A 20,656-nucleotide genomic window follows, 5' to 3' on the forward strand; every position below is an offset into this window, starting at 1 on the left:
GCGGGTGTCAGCGGGGGTCGGGGAGCTTCAGGCTGATCACGAGAACGGTCACCGAGAAACACGTCAACAGGGCGAGGACGAGCACGGCCGCCGACGCCGTCGACAGCGAACCTGCCAGGGAGAGATACAGGGTTCCGCCGACGGTCGCGCCCAGCGCGGTCGCCATCTGCTGGCTGGTCACCAGCACACCGCTGCCCATGCCGGCCTGCGCGGGCGGTACGTCGGCGAGGATCATCCGGAACAGCGTCGGGCCGGTCAGCGCCGCGCCCACGCCGAAGAGGGCGATCCCGACGAGCACGAGCGTCAGGGAGGGATGCGGCCAGCCCAGCCGGATCACCAGGGCGAGGAGCAGCAGGCCCGCGCCCTGGACGAGGGCGCCCAGGGTGACGATCCGGCTGCCCAGCGCCGCCGCGATCCTCGGGGTGAACCGCGCCACCACGAAGAACGCCACGGCGAACGGCGCCAGGACCCCGCCGGAGGCGAGCCCGTCGAGGCCGAAGTGTCCCTGCGCGATCAGCGCGTAGACGAACAGGAAGGCACCGAAGCCGGCCGAGAACGGCACCATCGCCGCGAGCCCTCTGCGCATCCCCGGATGGGACAGCACCGACGGGGACAGCAGCGGTGAGCCGCCCCGCGCCTCCAGTCCGCGCTCGACCCGCGCCAGCGCCAGCGCCCCCACGGCGGCGACCCCGAGCAGCGACCACAGCCACAGCGGCCAGCCCAGTTCGGGGCCGGCCACGACCACGGCCAGGACACAGACCATGGTGACACCGAACAGCAAGGTGCCCAGCGGGTCGAAGCCCGGTTTCGCGTCGGCCTTGGTCGCGGGGACGCGTCGGACGGCCAGCAGCGCGGCCACCCCGATCGGCACATTGATCGCGAAGACCGACCGCCAGCCCATCCCGGCGACGTCCAGCGAGACGAGCAGACCGCCCAGGATCTGTCCGATGACCATGCCGAGGGCCGCGGTCGCGCCGTACATGCCGATCGCCCGGGCGCGCGCCTGGCCCTCGGTGACCGCCTGGATCGTCGCGAGCACCTGCGGTACGAGCATGGCGGCGGCGGCACCTTGCAGCAGCCGGGCCGTGACGAGGAACTCCATGGTCGGGGCGAGTCCGCACAGGGCCGAGGTGACGGTGAACGCCGCGAGCCCGTAGGCGTACAGGCGCCGTCTGCCGAAGGCGTCGCCGAGTCGGCCGCCAAGGACCAGGCCGAGGGCGTAGGTGAGGCCGTAGCCGGACACCACCAGCTCCAGTGCGGCGGGGCCGCCGTGGAGGTCGTCACTGATCGGGGTCAGCGCCACATTGACGATGGAGGCGTCCACGATGGACAGGGCGTATCCGGTGAGCACCACCATGAGGGCGATGCCACTGAGCCCCGCGGCGGCGGGTTCCGGGCCGGCCGGGGGCTCCGGTGTCGCGTTGGGCCCCTTCAGAGGGTCGGGCCCCTTCAGAGGGGGGAGGCCCTCGCGTTTCGTCATGCGCTGCCTCCCCATCACTCGATGGTGGCGGGGGTGCCGGTGATCTTCGAGAAGATGCCCTTGGAGGGGTCCTTCGCGGACTCCGGCCACGGGGTCAGGGCGTTGAACCCGCGGTGCGAGGAGGCGGGTTGGACGCGGGTGTCCATCGACATCCGCATGCCGGCCGGGTCCACCGAGACGTTCGGGATGGACTTGTGACACATGAAGGCGTGGAAGAGAATCACGTCGCCCGGTTCCATGGGCGAGAACAGCAGCTGCTCGTCGGCGCCGAACTCCTCCGCCGGGATACCGCGCACGGGGTGGCCGAACCGGCGGAAGTTCTCGGTGACGACGTGCTCGCGCGGGCCCTTCTTGTGGCTGCCGTCGGCGACGGCGACGCCGCCTATGTCGCGGGTCGTCGGGAGCAGAGGTATCCAGGCGGTGCGGAAGTCCTTGTTCGGGCCGATGTAGAAGCCGTCCTGGTGCAGCGGCGTCAGGAAGCTCGGCTCCGCGGAGCCCGCGGCGGAGGGGTAGTAGCGGATCGTCGTCGACTTGAAGACGAAGACGGGCTCGCCGAAGACCTTCTCCCAGACCTTGCGGGTCGAGGGGTGGTTCCACAGGTCGTCGTACTTGACGTAGTCGTGCATCGCCACCTCGTCGACCGCCTCGAAGGAGTCGATGGTGAGGGTGTCGAGCGTGGTGCCGGGGGCGGCGTGGCCGAGTGCGATCAGGCCCTCCAGCATCTGCTCGGCGGCGCTCCGTACGAGTTCACGGTCCAGAGCGCCACGCAGATAGACGTAGCCGTGCTCGTCGTAGAACCGGTCGAGGGCCTCACGGTCGTCGAGCAGAGGCGTGCAGTCGACGTAGTCGCTGAGAGTGTCCGTCATGATTCCTTGTCCTCGTGACGTCTGTGCGGGGGTCAGAAGGTGACGGGCAGTTCGTCGAACCCGCCGGTGATCCGGTGCTCCTGCCAGCGCAGCGACTCCTCCGGTACCGCGAGCCGCAGGTCGGGCAGTCTGCGGAACAGCCGCTCGAACACCGCGGTCAGCTCGATCCGGGCCAGCGCGCGGCCGATGCAGTGCCGGGCGCCGTGCCCGAACGCCAGATGCGACCTGGGCTTCTCCCGGGTCAGGTCCAACAGGTCCCCGTCGGGGAACGCCCGGCTGTCGTAGTTGGCCGCGCCGATGGCCAGCTTCACCGCGTCTCCGGTCCGGATCACTGTCTCGCCGACGGTGATGTCGCCGTGCGCGTAGCGGGGTATCAGCGCGTTGGATCCCTTGCCGCCGACGCCGAGGCGCAGGATCTCCTCGACCGCGGCCGGCGCGAGTTCGGGCTTCTCGGCGAGCAGGGCACGCTGGGCCGGATTGCGCAGCAGCAGCAGGGTGCCCAGGTCGATACGGACAATGGTGGTCTCGTAGCCGAACAACAGCACGGCATTACCCAAGTGGGCGATCTCCGCGTCGGACAGCGCGCCGTCCTTGTCGGCGATCAGCTCGGACAGGATGTCGTCGCCCGGCTCGGTCCGCTTGCGCGCCACCAGTTCCGTCATGTAGTCGACAACCTGTTGAAAGGTGTTCGCCGAGTGCGCGTTGTCGCTCTGGTCGAATGTGCCTCTCGCCCACTGCCCGAACCGCTCCCGGTCGGCCAGCGGCACGCCGAGGAGATCGCAGATCACCATGGTCGGCAACGGGAACGACAGCGCGTGGTGCAGGTCGGCCGGCGGAGTGCCGGCGGCCAACTGGTCGAGCAGCTCGTCCACGTGGTGCTCGATCCGGGTCTTCATGAGGCGCATCCGGCGAGTGGAGAACCGGGGCACGAGCAGCGCGCGCATCTGCGCGTGCCTGGGAGCCTCGGTGTCGTAGTCGTCCCCGGCCATCAGCGCGACCATGAATTTCCTGGCCGCGCTGTTGGCCGACCGCTCCGGACAGGGATTGCTGAGACCGAGCCGACGGTCGGCGAGCAGTTTCCTCACCTCGTCGTAGCGGGTGACCAGCCAGGCGTCCTCACCGGCGATCCGCACCTTGGTGATCGGCCCTTCCTGCTGCAGGGCGCGCATCTGGGGCGCGATGCCGATCACGGCCGGGTTGTCGAACGGAAACCTCGGAAGTTCCTTCATGCGGTCATGCTCATAGGCTTCGGTTTTTTGTGTCAATAAGCTTGAGTCGTGAATTTGGCTGTTCTTTTACGTCGGCGGGAAATAGCAATGCAAGGTGAATGCCTGCGCGTCGGCAGACTATGTGGTCGGTAATCACTTGAATTCCCGCCGACGCGCATTCCTCACCCTGTGCTGTTGACGTGGGTCGACGCGTCATTGCGTCATGGAGGCCGGGTGCAGCCCGCGTACCGCCGCAGGCGCTGACCACCGATGCTTCAACGAGCTTATATAAGTGAGCCCTGGTTTTCTAGGGACCACTTCGTCTCGGCGTCAGCGCACGTGGTGCAGCCAGCCGTCCGGGTCGGCGGCGCGGCCGTGCTGGAGGTCGACCAGCGCCTGCCGCAGCTTCCGTGTCACCGGGCCCATCTCGCCGTCTCCCACGGTCCAGTCGCCGCCCTCGCCGTCGCGCACGGTGCCGACCGGTGTGAGCACCGCCGCCGTACCGCAGGCGAACACCTCGGTGATCTCGCCGCTCGCGCATCCGGCGCGCCATTCGTCGACCGAGACGGGGCGTTCGCCGACCCGGTGGCCGAGGCGCGCGGCGAGGCGGAGCAGCGAGTCGCGGGTGACGCCCGGCAGCAGGGTGCCGGTCAGCGGGGTGGTGGTCACCTCGGCGTCGGGACCGCTGCCCCGTACGAAGAACAGGTTCATGCCGCCCATCTCCTCCACCCAGCGCCGCTCGACGGAGTCCAGCCACACCACCTGCTGGCAGCCCGCCTCCTGGGCCTGGCGCTGGGCGACGAACGACGGGGCGTAGTTCGCGGCGCACTTGACGTCACCCGTGCCGTCGGGCATCGCACGGCTCTGCGTACGGCAGATCAGCACGGACACCGGGCGCACCTCGTCACCGAAGAAGCCGCCCGCCACGAACGCGAGGACCAGGAACCGGTAGTCCTCCGAGGGGCGCAGCATCAGGTTCACGTCGGTGGCGAACATCAGCGGACGCAGGTAGAGGCTGTGGTCCGGGTGGTCGGAGAGCGCGCCCTGGTCGGCGGCGACGACCTGGTCGACGCCCTCCATGTACAGGTCCTCGGGGAGCTCGGGCATGGCCAGGCGCGCGGCGGAGCGGCGGAAGCGGCGGGCGTTCTCCCACGGCCGGAAGACCGCTACCGCCCCGTCGGCCTGGCGGAACGCCTTCATGCCCTCGAAGATCACCTGGCCGTAGTGCAGGCCTATGGTGGCCGGGTGCAGGGACAGGTTCTCCATCGGCTGCAGCGAGCCGTCGTACCACCCGCGTTCGGGGGAGTACCGCATGGAGTAGAGGTGCTGGGTGAAGGCGTCCCCGTGGCCGGGCGAGGCGGGCCGGACGGTGGGCTGCTCCAGAAGCGACGTCATGGTGATCTCCTTGTGCGTGGGCGGGGTTGGGCGGGTGACGTGGTCAGACGAGCGGGGCGGAGAAGAACGTCTCGCGGCGGTCGATCAGGTTCTCGGGGGTGAGTGAGAAGAACTCGGCGAAGCGGTGCTTGGCCGGTGTGCCGTCGTGCAGCACTCCCTCGAAGGAGCCCTTCACGGCGACCTCGTCGCCGCTCACCACCACGGAGTCGAGCTGGTGGCGGCCTTCGCGGATGACCCGCTCGTGCGTGTAGAAGTGCTCGACACCGGACCGGCCCAGTACCGGGGGATAGCCCGGACGGTGGTACGTGGCGTCCGGGGCGAACATCGCGACGAGACCGGGGATGTCTCCGGAGTCGACGAGTCGGTAGAACTGGTGCATCACAGCGGCGGTCATCGTGGGTCTCCTTGGCCTGCGTGGTCGTAGTCGTGGTCGTGGTCGAGGTCGAGGTGGGCGTCGAGCACGGACGCGATCCGCGCGATCGGTCCGGGGGCGGTCATGTCCGCGTGCCGGCAGTCGACGGGGTGCAGCTCCAGGTCGGCGACATGGGGCAGCCACGCGTCCGGCGTGGGTGCCTCCTCCGTCTTGCCGACGGTGGCGTGGAAGAACAGCACGCGCCCGGCATAGTGCGCGGGCGGGCCGGCGCAGCTGAGCGTCAGGTGGTGCGCGAACACGGCGCCGAGCGTCGCCGGGGCGCCGATGTGCTCCCGGAACGCCTCGGGCGTCAGGTCGGCGTGCCCCAGCGACTCCCGCAGGGCGTCCTGGACTTCGGGGTCCTCGGCGGTGAAGGACGCTCCGGTGCCGACGGACGGGTAGCCGTCCAGCATCGCGAGGAGCGCGACCTCCTCACCGTCGTCCCGCAGCGAGGCCGCCATCGCGTGCGCGACGCCCGCGCCGAACGACCATCCCAGCAGGTGGTAGGGCCCGTCGGGCTGGACGGTGCGGATCCGGGCGAGGTAGTCCGCGGCCATGGCGGCGATCGAGTCGGGCGCGGCGTCGGGTTCGGACAGGCCATGGGCCTGGAGACCGTAGACGGGCCGGTCCGGCAGATGGCGCAGCAGCCCCGAGTAGACCCAGCTGATGCCGGCCGCCGGGTGGACGCAGAACAGCGGCGCCCTGGACCCTTCGGAGCGCAGCGGCAGCAGGACGGCCAGTCCGTCGTCCGCTCGGGACGAGGTGTCTACGAGGGGCGACGTTTCCATGCGGGACGCCAGGGCGGCGGGCGTCGGCGCCTCGAATAGGGTCTGGATGCCCACGCGCACCCCGAGGCGGGCCTCGATCCGCGCCGTCAGCCGGGTGGCCAGGAGCGAATGCCCGCCCAGGTCGAAGAATCCGTCCTCGACGCCCGGCGCAGCGGACAGACCGAGGACTTCCGCGAACAGGTCGCACAGGGCCTTCTCCGTCACCGTGGCGGGCGCCCGGCCGACGGTCGGCGTGTACTCCGGTGCGGGCAGGGCGCGCCGGTCCAGCTTGCCGTTCGCGGTGTACGGCAGGGCGTCCAGGAGGACGACGGCGGCCGGCACCATGTGCCTGGGCAACTTGGCGGCGAGGTGCTTGCGCAGGGCCGCCGGGTCCGGCGCGGTGCCGGTGGCCGGTGCGGCGTACGCGACGAGCCGTCTGTCGCCGGGACGGTCCTCCCGTACGACGACCGCGGCCCGCGCGACCGACGGGTGCGTGGTGAGCGCGGCCTCGATCTCGGCCGGTTCGACGCGGAAGCCCCGCACCTTGACCTGGTCGTCGGCACGGCCGAGGTAGTCGAGGGTGCGGTCCGGCCGCCACCGTACGACATCGCCCGTGCGGTACATACGGGTCCCCGGCGGCCCGTACGGATCGGCCACGAAACGCTCCGCCGTCGCGCCCGGGGCGCCCAGATAGCCGAGGGCCAGGCCCGCCCCCGTCAGGTACAGCTCGCCGACGCCGCCCGAGGGCACGAGCCGGAGGCGGTCGTCGAGGACGTAGCCGTGCTTGCCGGGAAGGAACCGGCCGATCGGCACTCGGGCGTTCCGGGCGTCGCGGGCCTCCTGGGCGTCCTGGGCGTCCACCGTCTCCGTGACGAGGTGGGCCGTGGTGAAGCCCGTGCTCTCCGCCGGCCCGTAGCCGTTGACGAGCCGTAGCTCCGGGAACTGCGCCCGCGCGAGCGCGAGGTGGTGCGCGGACGCAGGCTCGCCCCCGGTCAGCGCGTGGCGGACGGTCGCGAAGACCTGCGGATGCTCGTCCAGCACATGGTTGAACAGGCTCGCCGACGCGTCGAAGACGGTGACGCCGTGCTCGACCACCAGCTCGGCGATGACGGCCGGGTCGACCTGCGCGCCGGGCAGCAGGACCGACGTACCGCCGTGCAGCAACGGTCCGAACAGCTGGGTGCCGAAGGCGTCCCAGGACACCGGTGCGCTCTGCAGCCACACCTCACCGGGGCCGAAACCGGCGTACGTCTGCCCCATGAGGGTCGCGCTGACGGCGCGGTGGGAGGCCATGACTCCTTTGGGCACGCCCGTCGAGCCGGAGGTGAACATGACCACCGCCGGTTCCTCGGGCCGCACCCTGACCGGCGCCGGTTCCGTGCCGGAGGCGGAGGCGGAGGCGGAGGCGGAGGCGGATGGCACGTCGGCGATGTCGACGCACCGGCGCCCCAGGACCCGCGACGACGAGGACGAGCCGACCACCGTGCGGACGCCGGCCAGGTCGAGCACCGAGCACAGCCGCTCCGCGGGGAACGCGGTGTCCAACAGCGTGTAGCAGGCGCCCGTCTTCAGGACGCCGAGCAGCGCGGCCACCATCGCCGGACCACGGTCGAGATGAATGCCCACCACGTCACCGGGGCCCGTGTCCAGATGGCGGGCGACCCGGCGGGCGTGGTCCTCCAGCTCCGCGTACGTGGTGCGGCGGCCCGCGTGCACCAGGGCCGTCGCCGCCGGTGTGCGGGAGCACTGCTCGGCGAAGAGCTCGTGCAGGCAGCGCTCCTGTACGCCTACGCCTACGCCTATGCCCACGCCTACGCCCATGGTCGCGACCGGTGAGGTGAGCATCGCCCGCTCCGCCTCGCCCAGCACCGCAAGGCCGCTCAGCCTCGGCGACGGATCCGCCGCGACCTGCGCGAGCAGCCGCTCCAGGCGGCGCGCCAGCAGCTCCGCCGAACCGTGCTCGTACCGGCTCGCCGCGTACTCCCAGGTGATCTCCAGGCCGAGCGGCTCGCCCGCCGCGGACCGGGATTCGCGCACTCCGACCGTCGTGTCGAACTTGGCCGTCCCGGTACCCTGTTGAGCCGACTCGACCCGTAGTCCGGGCCACGCGGAGGGCTCGCCGACCTGAGTGGTGAGCACCAGCATCACCTGGAACAGCGGATGACGTCCGAAGACCCGCGCCGGATTGGCCTCCTCGACGACCCGCTCGAACGGCACGTCCTGGTGGGCGAACGCGTCCAGATCGGTGGCGCGGACCCGGTCGAGCAGCTCGGTGAAGGACGGATCGCCGGAGGTGTCCGTGCGCAGCACCACCGTGTTGACGAAGAACCCGACCAGGTCGTTCAGGGCTTCGTCGGACCGTCCGGCGACGACTGTGCCCAGCGGCAGATCGGTGCCGCCCGTCATCCGGGTCAGCAGCGTGGCGACGGCTGCGTGCACCACCATGAACAACGTCGTCTCCGACCTCGCCGCCAGGTCGAGCAGCGCCCGGTGCGTCTCGGAGCCGATCCGCACGGACACGCTGCCGCCGCGCCGGTCGGGGCGCGCGGGCGGGGGACGGTCCGCCGGGAACCCCGCCTCCTCCGGAACGCCATCCAATGCCCGGCGCCAGTAAGCGAGCTGACGGGACGACAGACTGTCGGGGTCGTCCGCCTCTCCCAGTACATCCTGCTGCCAGTACGCGAAGTCCGCGTACTGCACCGGCAGTTCGGGGAACTCCGGAGCGCTCCCCGCCACGCGCGCGGTGTACGCGGCCGCCAGGTCGCGTGTCAGGGGGGCGATGGACCAGCCGTCCCCCGCGATGTGGTGCACGAGCAGCAGGAGTACGTGCTCGTCGGTGCCCGGCGACGTGAACAGGGTGGCGCGCACCGGCGGCTCCGCCATGAGGTCGAACACGTGGCGGGCCGCGCGATCGAGCGCGGCCGCCGGATCGCCGGTGCCGACCACCTCCAGCCGGAGCGCACCGGGCGGCATGATCCGCTGCCGGGGCGCGCCGTCGACCTCGGGGTAGACCGTGCGCAGCACCTCGTGCCGGGTTGTCACGTCGGCCAGCGCCGCCCGCAGCGCGGTCACGTCCAGCTCGCCGCGGAGCCGCAGCACGACCGGAATGTTGTACGCGGGCCCGGGCTCGGCCCGGTCGAGGAACCACAGCCGCTGCTGGTTGTGCGACAGCGGGGCCGTTTCGATGGACATGGTCACCGGACCTCCTTCTACGGACACGGTCACTGGACCTCCTCCTGCCTGGGGCGTCGCCGCAGCGCGGGCCGCACCGGCGCGGCCCGGTCGAGCCGGCCGGCCAGCGCGGCCACGGTCCGCTCCTCGAACACCGTCTTGAGGGACACCTCGGCCCCGAGGACCGACCGCACCCGGCTGATCAGCCTGCCGACCAGCAGCGAATGCCCGCCCAGGACGAAGAAGTCCTCGTCGACGCCCACGGAGCCCAGGTCGAGCAGCTCGGCGAACAGCTCACAGAGCACCGTCTCCTCACGGGTCCTGGGTCCCCGCCCCGCGGGGCGCTCGCCCAGGTCCGGCACCGGGAGCGCCGCGCGGTCGAGTTTGCCGTTGGGGTTGAGCGGCAGCCGGTCGAGCAGGACGTACGCGCCGGGGCGCAGATGCTCGGGCAGGCGCCGCTGGGCGTGCTCGCGCAGAGAGGCGTCGTCCAGGCCGCTGCCCGGCTCGGGCACGACGTACGCGATGAGCCGCTTGTCGCCCGGCTTGTCCTCCCGGACGACGACGGCACCGCGACGCACCCCCGGATGCGCGGTGACCGCGGCCTGCACCTCGCCCGGCTCGATCCGGAAACCCCGGATCTTCACCTGGTCGTCGGTGCGCCCGACGAATTCCAGCACTCCGTCCGCCCGTCGGCGCACCAGGTCACCGGTGCGGTACATGCGCGTCCCCGGCGCTCCGTACGGGCAGGCCACGAACCGTTCGGCGGTCAGGGCCGGTTCGCCGAGATAGCCGTGTGCCGAGCCGACGCCGGCGACGTACAGCTCACCGGGCACGTTCGACGGCACCGGCCGCAGCCGGGCGTCCAGGACGTAGGACCGCTTGCCCGCGAGGGACGTGCCGATCGGCACCGTCCTGGCCGGTGTGTCCTCGGCACGCACGTCGTGACAGCTGGTGAAGATCATGTGTTCGACCGGGCCGTAGGCGTGCACGAGCCGGATGTGCGGATGGTCGCGCAGCAGCCGGGCCGTGTGGTCCGGCGACACCGCCTCGCCGCCCGTCATCACCTGCCGCAGCCGGCCGAAGACGTCGGGGTATTCGTCGAGCAGGAAGTTGAACAGGCTCGTCGACAGGAACACGGTGGTCACCGCGTGCCGGCGCACCAGACGGGCGATCTGCTCCGGCTCGGGTGCCGGGCCGGGCTGGAGCACACAGGTGGCGCCGTGCAGGAGCGGGCCGAACAGCTCCATCGCGAACGCGTCCCACGGCATCGGCGCGCACTGCAGCCACACCTGGTCGGCGCCGAAGTCGGCGTACGTCTGGCCGAGCAGCGTGCCCGTGATGGCCTTGTGGGGAGCGACGACCCCTTTGGGCCTGCCCGTCGAGCCGGAGGTGAACATCACGCACGCCGGATCGTCCGCGGAGACCGCCACGTCCGGGGCGCCGTCCGGCCGGGGGCCGGGGGCGTCGCCCGGGTCGGCGCCGATGTCGAGCACGGGCCGGTGCGTGTCCAGTCGGGCGGCGCCGTCGGCGTCGGTGACGAGCAGGGCCGCGTCGGCCGCCTCCAGGATCGCCGCGACACGGTCGTCGGGGAACCTCGGGTCGAGCAGCGAGTAGCCCGCCCCCGACTTGAGTACCGCGAGGACGCTCACGACCAGGTCTATTCCGCGGTCCAGCAGGACGGCCGCGAGCCGGCCCGGCCCCACGCCGCGTGCGGCGAGGCGGTGGGCGAGGCGGTTCGCCCGGCGCTCCAACTCGGCGTAGGTGACGCGCTGTTCCCCGAAGACCAGCGCGGTCGCCTCAGGGGTGGCGGCGGCCTGTTCGGCGACGGCCTCGTGGACGCAGCGGTCGTCCACGCCCGGCCGCGCACCGGCCCACTCCCCGACGAGCATGCCGTGCTCGCCCGGCGTCAGTACGTCGAGTCCGCCGACCCGCACCTCCGGGTCGGCGGCGGCGTGCCTGAGCACACCGGCCAGGCGGTCCACGAGCGTCTGCGCGGTCGCCCGGTCGAACAGGTCGGTGGCGAACTCCACGCGGCCGCCGATGCCCGCGGGCCGGGCGTCCTCGTCATGGTGCTCGTCGAGGGACACCACCAGGTCGAACTTGGCGCTGCCGGTGCTCACGGGAGCGACAGTGGTGCGCAGGCCGGGCAGTCGTACGTCGGCAGCGGTGTTGTTCTGGACCACCAACACCGTCTGGAAAAGGGGGTGTTGGTGCGCCGTGCGCGCCGGGTTGACGTGCTCCACGATCCGCTCGAAGGGCACGTCCTGGTGGTCGAACGCCGCGAGGTCGCTCTCGCGCACCCGGGCCAGCAGTTCGCGGAAGGTGGGGTCGCCGCCGGTGTCCGTACGGAGCACGAGGGTGTTGACGAAGAACCCGACGAGGTCGTCGAGGGCGGCGTCGGTCCGCCCCGCGACGGGCGTGCCGAGGGGGATGTCGGTGCCGGCACCGAGCCGGGTGAGCAGTGCCGAGAGCGCGGCCTGCACCACCATGAACAGCGTCACCCCGTGCGCACGCGCCAGGTCGAGCAGCGCCGCGTGCGTCCGGGCGTCGAGCGAGACGTCGACGGTGTCGGCGCGTCCGGTGGGCGCGTCCGGACGCGGCCGGTCGGCGGGCAGGGGCACCTCGTCCGGCAGTCCCGCCAACGCCTTGGCCCAGTGGGCCAGTTGCCGTGACAACAGGGAGTCCGGGTCGTCGCCGTCGCCCAGCAGCCGCCGCTGCCACAGGGTGTAGTCCGCGTACTGCACCGGCAGCGGCGGCCAGTCGGGGGCGCCGCCGGTCGACCGTGCCGTGTACGCCGCCGCGAGGTCTTCCAGCAGGGGCCGCATCGACCAGCCGTCGGCGGCTATGTGATGCAGGGTCAGCACCAGCACATGGGAGCGAGGACCGGTCCGCAGCACCGTGGCCCGGACGGGGAGGTCGGTGGCCAGGCCGAAGGCGTACCGGGCGGCCTCGGCGACGGCGTCGTCCACCTCGGGCCCGAAGACCTCCCGGCACGGCACCTCCAGCCGCACCTCGTCCGCCGGTCCGATCACGGAGACGGGGACCCCGTCGACCGGGCGGAACGTGGTGCGCAGCGCCTCGTGCCGGGCCACGACGTCCGTGAGGGCCGCGCGCAGCGCCTCCAGGTCGAGGTCGCCTTCGAGCTCCAGGGTGTGGCTCACGTTGTACGCGGCGTTCGCGCCGTGCGTCCGGTCGCCGTGCATGTGGTCGCCGTGCATGTGGTCGAGGAACCACAAGCGGTGCTGCGCGGCGGACAGTGGCAGCTCCGCGGGCCGGTCCGCCGCGGTCAGGGCCGGCCGCGCCGCGGCAGCGGTGTCGACGGCGGTGGCCAGCGCGGCCGGTGTCGGGCGGGCGAACAGGTCCCGCAGCCCGACCTCGGCGCCCAGCGCCGAGCGCACCCGGTTGACGAGCTTGGCACCGAGCAGCGAATGACCGCCCAGGGCGAAGAAGTCCTCGTCCGGGCCGACCGCGCCCGCCCCGAGCGCCTCGCCGATCCCGAGCACCTCGGCGAACAGTCCGCACAGGATCTGTTCGCGCACCGTGCGGGCGGCGCGGCCCTCGCACGGGCCGTCCCCGCCCGCCGAAGGGCCCGGCTCCGGCAGGGCGGCGCTGTCGAGCTTCCCGTTCGGCGTGAGCGGGATCTCGTCGACGCGTACATAGACGGCCGGCCGCAGATGCTGCGGCTGCCGGTCGGTGAGATACGCGCGCAGCTCCGCCAGGTCGAGTTCGCCCTCGGGCACGACGTACGCCACCAGCCGGTCGTCCCGAACCACGACTGCGCAGCGCCGCACTCCCGGATGCTCCGTCACATACGTCTGGACGGCTACCGGTTCGATCCGGAAGCCGCGCACCTTGACCTGGTCGTCCGTACGCCCCAGGTACTCGATGGCGCCGTCGGCACGCCAGCGGCCCAGATCGCCGGTGCGGTACATGCGGCCCCCGTCCGGCGCGGCGACGAACCGCTGTGCGGTGAGTGCGGGCTGACCCACGTAACCGTGGGCCAGGCCCGGCCCGCTCATGTAGATCTCACCCGGTACACCCATGGGCACCGGACGCAGATCGGGTCCGAGCACCCAGGCCCGCTTGCCCGCGATCGGCCTGCCGACGGGGACGGGGGAGTCCTCGGTGGTGATGTCGTGGGTCAGGGTGAAGACCGTGTTCTCCACCGGGGAGTAGCCGTTGACGAGACGCAGACGCGGGTGGCGCTCCAGCAGGGCCCGTACGTGCGGCACGGACGCCGCCTCGCCGCCGGTCATGAGGTGGCGCACGCCGGCCAGAGCGGCCGGGTGCTCGTCGATCAGGTGGTTGAGCAGGCTCGCCGAGAAGTGCGCCGTGGAGACGTCGTGCTCGGTCAGCAGCCGGGCGATGACGCCCGGGTCGGTGGCGTGTCCCGGCTGCAGTACGCACGTGGCACCGTGCAGCAGCGGGCCGAAGAGTTCGAGGGCGAAGGCGTCCCAGGACACCGGGGAGCACTGGAACCACACCGCGTCCGTGCCGAAGTCCGTATACGTCTGATCGAGGAGGGTGGCGGTCAGTGCCCGGTGCGAGGTGAGTACGCCCTTGGGCGTGCCGGTCGAACCGGACGTGAACATCACGCACGCGACATCGTCCGGAGTGACCACGGTGTCCGGTGCGTACCGGGGAGCGGCCGCGATCGCGTCGGCGTCCGCGTCCACCAGGACCGGCGGCGTGGCAGGGACGAGACCGGCGAGGTCGCGTGCGGTCACCACCACCGGGGCGGCCGTCCGGTCCAGCGCCTCGGCGAGACGTGCCGCGGGGAACCGCGGGTCGAGCATCGTGTAGCCGGCCCCGGCGGCCAGCGCGCCGAGAACGGCGACGACCAGCTCCTCGTCGCGCTCAAGAAGGACCCCGACCACGTCCCCGGGCCGCACCCCGCGCCGGATCAGGTGGTGCGCCAACTGGTGTGCACGTGCCGCGAGCCGGGCGTACGTCATCCGCTGACCGCCGCATATCAGGGCCGTCGCCTCGGGGGTGCGTGCGGCGTGTTCGGCGACGATCGCGTGGACGGGGCGCGGGTCGGACGCGCGTACGGAGCCGGTCCACCGCTCGGACACGGCGAGCCGTTCCCGCGCGTCCATCACGTCGAGGGCGCTGAGCGGCAGCTCCGGATCGCGGACGGCCTCCGCCAGCAGACGGGGGAACCGCTCCACCATCAGCTCGGCGGTCTTGCGGTCGAACAGATCGGTGGCGAACTCCAGATACCCGGCCAGACCGCCCCGGCTCTCGTGCAGCGACAGCGTCAGGTCGAACTTGGCCGCCAGGTTGGGCACATCGATGGGGGTGCAGCCGGTGCCCGCGAGTGCGGCGGCCGGGGACGTGTTGTTCTGCAGGACGACCATGACCTGGAACAGCGGGTGCCGGTCGGCGGCCCGGACCGGGTTGAGGTCCTGGACGAGCTGGTCGAAGGGCAGGTCCTGATGGTCGTACGCGGCCAGGTCGGTGCCGCGGACACGGCGGAGCAGTTCGGTGAAGGTGGGATCGCCGCCGGTGTCCGTGCGCAGGACCAGGGTGTTGACGAAGAAGCCGACCAGGTCGCCGAGTGCCTCGTCCGCGCGGCCCGCCACCGGGGTGCCCAAGGGGATGTCGGAGCCGGCGCCGAGGCGGGTCAGCAGGGCCGCGAACGCGGCCTGGACCACCATGAACGAGGTCACGCCGTTGGCCCGGGCGAGCGCCGACAGCGCGCTGTGCACGTCGGTGTCGATCCGCACCGGAAGGGATTCCCCCCGGTGGGTCGGACGTGCCGGACGCGGCCGGTCCGTCGGCAGGTCGAGCTGCTCCGGGATGCCCGACAACTGCTCGCGCCAGTAGGTGAGTTGCTGATGCGCGAGGGAGTCGGCGTCGGCCGGGTCGCCCAGGTGTTCCCGCTGCCAGAGCGTGTAGTCCGCGTACTGCAACGGCAGCGGGCGCAGGGCCGGAGCCGAACCGGCCCTGCGGGCGGCGTAGGCGGTCGCCAGGTCGTCGAACAGCGGACGCAGCGACCAGCCGTCCCCCGCGATGTGGTGCAGGGTCACGAGCAGGGTGTGCTCCTGCTCGCCGGTGCTCAACAGCAGTACCCGCAGAAGCGGTTCAGCGGCCAGGTCGAACACGTGCCGGGCCGCCCGAGTGACGGCCTCCGCCACCCCCGAGGCGGCGACGGCCGACGCCTCGAAGACGCCGACCAGCTCCTCCGCGGCCAGGACGCGCTGGTACGGCACCCCGTCCGCGACCGGGTACACGGTGCGCAGCGCCTCGTGCCGCAGGACCGTGTCCGTGACGGCGGCCCGCAGGGCATCGCGGTCCACGGGGCCCGAGACCTGGACCGCGTACTGCACGTTGTACGTGCTCGACCCGCCCTCGACCTGGTCGAGCAGCCAGAGCCGGGCCTGCGCGGCCGACAGCGGCACCCGATCGGGCCGCTCGGCCGCCACCAGAGCGGGCCGGGCCCGCCCGCCCGAACCGAGGACGGCGTCGAGCGCGGCGGGCGTACGGTGGGTGAACAGCTCACGGACGCCGACCTCGCAACCCAGCACCGACCGGACCCGGTTGATGAGCTTCGCGGCGAGCAGCGAGTGGCCGCCCACGTCGAAGAAGTCGTCCTCGCGTCCCGCCCCGGGCAGGCCGAGCACCTCCGCGAACAGCCCGCACAGGATCTCCTCGCGCGCGGTGCGCGCGCCCTCGGACGCGGTGGGGACATGCTCCGGCACCGGAAGAGCGCTCCGGTCGAGCTTGCCGGTGGCCGACAGCGGAAGCCGGTCGAGGACCACGTACGCGTTCGGCCGCAGATGCTCGGGCAGGTGCCCGGCGACGTGGCGGCGCAGGGACGGCAGGTCCGCCGGACCGTCCGGGACGACGTACGCGACGAGCACCTTGTCCCCGGGCCGGTCCTCGCGGACGACCACGGCGCTCTGCCGGACACCGGGATGCCCCTCGACCACCGCACGCACCTCGCCCGGCTCGACGCGGAAACCGCGGATCTTCACCTGGTCGTCGGAGCGGCCCAGATACTCCACGGTGCCGTCGGCGCGCCAGCGGCCCAGGTCACCGGTGCGGTACATGCGCCGGCCCGGCTCGAACGGGCAGGCCACGAACCGCTCGGCGGTCCTCCGCGGCTCGCGCAGATAGCCGTGGGCGAGCCCGGGGCCGGACATGTGGATCTCGCCCGGGACACCGGCCGGGACCGGCTGGAGGTGCTCGTCGAGGATGTACACGCCCTTGGCCGCGACGGGCCGCCCCACCGGGATCGGGCCGACGGTGTCCGCCGGGGCGATCGGGTGGGTGAGCGTGAAGATGCAGTTCTCGACCGGCGAGTAGCCGTTCACCAGGCGCAGACCCGGATGCCGGTCGAGCAGCCGCGCCACGTGCGCGACCGACGCCGGCTCGCCGCCCGTCAGCACCGTCGTGATGCCGTGGAAGATCTCCGGGTGCTCGTCGACGAGGTGGTTGAGCAGACTGGCCGAGAAGTGCACGGTCGTGACGGAGTGCTCGGTGACGAGCTCGGCCACCACGGCCGGGTCGGTGGCGTGTCCCGGATGCAGGACGCAGGTGGCGCCGTGCAGCAGTGGGCCGAAGAGTTCCAGGGCGAAGGCGTCCCAGGACACCGGGGAGCACTGCAACCACACCTGGTCCGCGCCGAAGTCGGCGTACGCCTGTCCCAGCAGCGTCGACGTCAGCGCGCCGTGGGGCGTCACGACCCCCTTGGGCCTGCCGGTGGAGCCGGAGGTGAACATCACGCACGCGACGTCCCGCGCCGACACCGGTACGTCCGGCGCGGTCCGCGGCCGCCGCCCCACCGACTCGTCGTCGACGCGCACCATCCCGGGGAAGCCCAGGGCGGGCACCGAGACGACATGCGAGATCCCGCCCGCGTCGACCAGCCCCGCGAGCCTCGCCCGCGGGAACCGGGGGTCCAGCATCGTGTACGCCGCGCCCGCCTTGAGCACGGCCAGGACCGCCACGACGAGGTCGTGGTCCCGGTCGAGCAGAATGCCGACCACGTCACCCGCCCGGACGCCTTCACCGATGAGGTGATGCGCCAACTGGTTGGCGGACGCGTCCAGTTGGTCGTACGTCAGTCGCGTTTCCGAGGACAGCAGCGCGGTCGCCAGGGGCGTGCGCGCGGCCTGCTCGGCGATGACCTCGTGGAGGGGGCGGCTGATCCCGTCGTCGGAACGGCCGCTCCACTGGTCGAGGATCAGGTCCCGCTCCGCCGGTGTCAGCAGCTCCGCACGGCCGATGGGAGTGTGCGGCGCGGCGGCGAACACGGCGAGGGCGCGGGCCAGCAGCCGCGCGACGCGCTCGACGGTGCCGCGGTCGAACAGGTCGGTCGCGTACTTGAGGATGCCGGTGATCCCGTCGCCCGACTCGGCCAGATCGAGGGTGAGGTCGAACTTGGCCACATCCAGGTCGACGACCTCGTGCTCGGCGCGCAGGCCGGTGAAGTCCGCCGTGTACGGCGGGGTGTTCTGCAGGACCAGCATGATCTGGAAGAGCGGGTGACGCGACAGCGAGCGCTGGGGGTTGAGGTCCTGGACGAGCTGGTCGAAGGGCAGGTCCTGATGGTCGTACGCGGCCAGGTCGGTGTCGCGGACACGGCGGAGGAGATCGCTGAAGGCGGGGTCGCCGCCGGTGTCCGTGCGCAGCACCAGGGTGTTGACGAAGAAGCCGACGAGATCGTCCAGCGCCTCGTCGTTCCGCCCGGCGACCGGGGAGCCGAGGCAGATGTCGGTGCCCGCGCCGAGCCGGGTCAGGACGGCGGCCACCGCGGCGTGCAGGACCATGAACATGGTGCTTCCGGTGCCCCGGGCCAGGGACCGCAGACGCTCGTGCGTCCGCGCGTCCACGGAGAACGGCACCGTGTCCCCGTGCGGGCCGCGCACCGCGGGCCGGGGGCGGTCGGTGGACAGGGTCGACTCCGCGGGGAGCCCCGCGAGGGCGGACTTCCAGTACGCGGCCTGCCCCGCCAGCGCGCTCGCCGGGTCCTTTGGCGAGCCGAGCGCGTCGCTCGCCCACAGGGAGTAGTCCGCGTACTGCACCGCAGGCGCGGGCCGAGCGGGCTCGGCGCCCCGCACCCTGGCGTTGTACGCCTCCGCGAGATCGCGCAGCAGCGGCGCCGTCGACCAGCCGTCGCCGGCGATGTGGTGCAGCACGAGCAGCAGGACGTGGTCGTCGTCCGCGAGCCGCAACAGATGCGCGCGCAGCGGAATGTCGTACGCGAGATCGAACGCCACCGAAGCCAGCTCGCGCACCCGGGAGCCGAGGGTGTCCTCGGTGAGGTCGCCGACCGACCACGGCACGTCGGACCGGTCGAGCACCCGCTGCACCGGCACGTCCCCGACGACGGGGAACACGGTGCGCAGCGCCTCGTGCCGCCCCACCACATCGGCCAGCGCGACCCGCAGCGCCCGCGCGTCCAGCGTGCCGCGCAGCCGAAGGGTGAGCGGGATGGTGTACGTGGCGCCGCCCTCGACCTGGTCGAGGAACCACAGCCGCGCCTGGGCGAAGGACATCGGGCTCGGGTTCGGCCGCTCGGGCCCGCGCACCAGGGCGGGGCCGGCCGCGGCCGCGGCACCGACACGCCGCGCCAGCTCGCGCGGGGTGCGGGCGGCGAAGACGTCGGTGACGCGCAGCTGCACCCCGAGCGTCGCGCGGACCCTGCCGATCAGGGTCGCGACCAGCAGCGAGTGGCCGCCGAGTGCCAGGAAGTCGTCGTCCACGCCCACCGACGCGACCCCGAGGAGCTCCGCGAACAGGGCGGACAGCGCTTCCTCGGTCGCGGTCCCGGCGGCGCCGCCCGCGCCCGTGACCACCGTGGGTTCGGGCAGGGCGGTCCGGTCGAGCTTGCCGTTGGCGGTCAGCGGCAGCGCGTCCAGCTGTACGTACATCGACGGCACGAGATGCTGGGGCAGCAGGTCGGCGGCGTAGGCGCGCAGCTCCGCCACGTCGAGCGGACGGTCGGTGACGACGTACGCCACCAGGCGCCTGTCGTCCGCGGCGGCCTCCCACACGGTGACCGCGGCCTGCCGTACGAGCGGATGCGTCGTCAGGGCCACCTGGACCTCGGCGGGTTCGACGCGGAAGCCGCGGATCTTGATCTGTGCGTCGGCCCGGCCGAGGAACTCCACGGCCCCGTCGCGCAGCCGCCCCAGATCGCCGGTGCGGTACATGCGGCCACCGTCCGGCCCGGCCACGAACCGCTCGGCGGTCAGGCCCGACTGCCGGAGGTAGCCGTGGGCCAGGCCCGCGCCCGCCATGTAGATCTCGCCGGTGTCCCCTTCCGCGACCGGGCGCAGGTCCGGCCCGAGGATCCGTACGGACTTGGCGGCAAGGGGCCGGCCGACGGGGATGGTGGTGTCGGTGGGCCGTATGCGGTGGGTCAGGGTGAAGACGGTGTTCTCGACGGGGGAGTAGCCGTTGACCAGGTGCAGATCTGGCCGGCGGTCCAGCAGCGCGTGCACATGCCGGGGAGAGGCCGCCTCACCGCCCGTCATGACCTGCGTGACGCCGTCGAAGGTGTGCGGGTAGGCGTCGACCAGGTGGTTGAGAAGGCTGGCCGACACGTGCACGGTGGTGACGCCGTGCTCGTGGATCAGCTCCGTGATGGCGGACGGGTCCGTGGTGTCACCGGGCTGCAGGACGCAGGTCGCGCCGTGCAGCAACGGCCCGAAGAGCTCCAGCGCGAAGGCGTCCCAGGAGACGGGGGAGCACTGCAACCACACGCGGTCGGCGCCGAAGTCCGTGTACGTCTGCCCGCACAGGGTCGCTGTCAGCGCCCGGTGCGGAGTCACGACGCCCTTGGGCCTGCCGGTGGAGCCGGAGGTGAACATCACGCATGCGGAGTCCTCGGGCGACACGGCGACGCGCGGCGAGAAGTCCGGCCGGGCCGCCACGTCAGGGGAGGACGGGTCCACCGTCGACCGCCGCGGGCCGGCGAAGACGCCGCCCGGCTCCGCGACGACGGTACGGACCCCGGCGTCCTCGCACACCGACACCAGGCGCCTGGCCGGGAACCGTGGGTCCAGCATCGTGTACGCGGCGCCCGCCTTGAGCACGGCGAGCACGGCGACGACGAGAGGGACGCCCCGGGGCAGGCACACGCCGACCACGTCACCCGGGCGCACACCGTCCGCGACCAGGTGATGGGCGAGCCGGTTGGCGCGCTCATCCAGGTCCCGGTAACCGACCCGGGTGCTCCCGCAGACCAGGGCGGTCGCTTCGGGGGTGCCCCCGGCCCGGCGCTCGAACAGTTCGTGCACGACGTCGGCGGCCGCGCCGACATCGTGCGGGACGCGTGCCCCGCCGGCTTGCTGTGGCCTGATCACCGCACCTCACTCCTACCCGTCTCGGTTGTCGGTCGTGTC

General features: G+C 72.3%; 7 protein-coding genes. All 7 read right to left on the bottom strand.

What is annotated here, in order from left to right:
- Positions 1-7: 7 nt before the first annotated feature.
- Positions 8-1,480: an MFS transporter gene (locus ACWDVB_RS03995; protein ID WP_451514027.1), complete on the bottom strand. Its 1,473-nt coding sequence runs from the start codon at positions 1,478-1,480 to the stop codon at positions 8-10.
- Positions 1,481-1,494: 14 nt separating this feature from the next.
- Entirely contained in the window at positions 1,495-2,346 is an 852-nt protein-coding gene (ptlH, locus tag ACWDVB_RS04000; RefSeq protein WP_451514026.1) for a 1-deoxypentalenic acid 11-beta-hydroxylase, read from the bottom strand.
- Between the two features lie 32 nt (positions 2,347-2,378).
- A complete protein-coding gene (gene penM, locus ACWDVB_RS04005) occupies positions 2,379-3,575 on the bottom strand; it encodes a pentalenolactone synthase (RefSeq protein WP_451514025.1) in 1,197 nt (398 codons plus the stop codon).
- Between the two features lie 309 nt (positions 3,576-3,884).
- Complete coding sequence (locus ACWDVB_RS04010; protein ID WP_451514024.1) at positions 3,885-4,949, bottom strand: branched-chain amino acid aminotransferase; 1,065 nt, start codon at positions 4,947-4,949, stop codon at positions 3,885-3,887.
- Between the two features lie 43 nt (positions 4,950-4,992).
- The gene (locus ACWDVB_RS04015; protein WP_451514023.1) at positions 4,993-5,343 is read right to left on the bottom strand and encodes a nuclear transport factor 2 family protein; all 351 of its coding nucleotides are present in this window, start codon (positions 5,341-5,343) and stop codon (positions 4,993-4,995) included.
- A complete protein-coding gene (locus tag ACWDVB_RS04020; protein WP_451514022.1) occupies positions 5,340-9,320 on the bottom strand; it encodes a non-ribosomal peptide synthetase in 3,981 nt (1,326 codons plus the stop codon). The genes ACWDVB_RS04015 and ACWDVB_RS04020 overlap by 4 nt, the downstream gene beginning before the upstream one ends.
- A gap of 29 nt (positions 9,321-9,349) precedes the next feature.
- Entirely contained in the window at positions 9,350-20,617 is an 11,268-nt protein-coding gene (locus ACWDVB_RS04025) for an amino acid adenylation domain-containing protein (RefSeq protein WP_451514021.1), read from the bottom strand.
- Positions 20,618-20,656 lie beyond the last annotated feature (39 nt).

The sequence above is a fragment of the Streptomyces sp. NPDC003379 genome (assembly GCF_053589195.1).